Annotated in this window: 1 pseudogene; it reads right to left on the reverse strand. The window is 40.3% G+C overall.

The window, feature by feature from the left end:
* Nucleotides 1-608, reverse strand: a pseudogene (locus tag G434_RS0126105) (ISAs1 family transposase); the annotation flags it as partial.

A 608-nucleotide genomic window follows, 5' to 3' on the forward strand; every position in this document is an offset into this window, starting at 1 on the left:
AACTGATATAATATCTGACCGTCATTTCTGGCTCTTTCTTTTGTTCTGCTATTATTGACCGAAAGGAGACTGCCACGCATAATTTCTTCAGACCTTTCCATTCAAACGTGAAATCAATAAGTTCATCAGGGACATCGCAAACAATGTGAAGACGGATTTCTTCTCTGCCGTGACTCTTTTCACTAATTGCGTAACTGTCATGCTCTGGATTATTTAATTCTTTCAGTGGGAATTTTTCCTCGAAGGCTTTATTTAGCCGCCCCTGGTTTCTTTTTACAGCGAATAAATAATCACCGCCCTGTTTTTGTATCTTCTCTGCAATATCTTTCTGGCAACCCATCGTATCAGTTGTGATGATTTTTCCTTTAATATCCAGCATGTTAAGAAGTTATGGGATAGCTGTAATCTCATTAGATTTCTCATCCGTCTTGATCTGTCCGATGACCAGACTGTGCATTGTTGAGAACGCACTAATGACATGAATCGCTCCCCTGCGGCGACTCTTGTCATAATAGTGCCGGAGCGTTTTTCCATCAATTGCGATGACGTCTTTATCATCTGAAGTATGGCAATCTCGCATCCAGTTAATAAAGCACTCGTGAAATTTT

The sequence above is a fragment of the Escherichia sp. KTE172 genome, assembly GCF_000408845.1.
GTDB lineage: Bacteria > Pseudomonadota > Gammaproteobacteria > Enterobacterales > Enterobacteriaceae > Escherichia > Escherichia coli.